The 270-nt window shown below is 46.3% G+C and carries 1 protein-coding gene; it reads left to right on the top strand.

Annotated elements, in window-relative coordinates; translation table 11 throughout:
* Positions 1-270 (top strand): hypothetical protein (locus tag BOQ64_RS22820; RefSeq protein WP_164975882.1); only part of this gene is annotated, 270 nt, incomplete at both ends.

The raw sequence follows: 270 nt of genomic DNA, 5'->3' as shown, positions 1-270 counted from the left end.
TCCCACTGCCGTTCAGCAGCCTATTACCGATGTACTTCTTGATGATTTGTGCTATCAGTACCGTTATGACGGAAGAGGCAGGCTGGTAGAAAAGAAACTACCCGGCAAAGGTTGGGAGTATATGGTGTATGACAAAGCAGACAGGCTTGTTTTCAGTCAGGATGCCAAAATGAGACCCACAGACAAATGGTTATTTACAAAATATGATGTTTTGGGGAGAGTGATCATCACAGGAGTTGTGGCTGGAGGCAGCAGAGCCTCTATGCAGAC

The organism is Chryseobacterium sp. CH25, from assembly GCF_004119455.1.
Lineage (GTDB): Bacteria > Bacteroidota > Bacteroidia > Flavobacteriales > Weeksellaceae > Chryseobacterium.
Note: the sequence above shows the minus strand (reverse complement) of the source record. Positions and strands in the feature narration are given on the sequence as shown.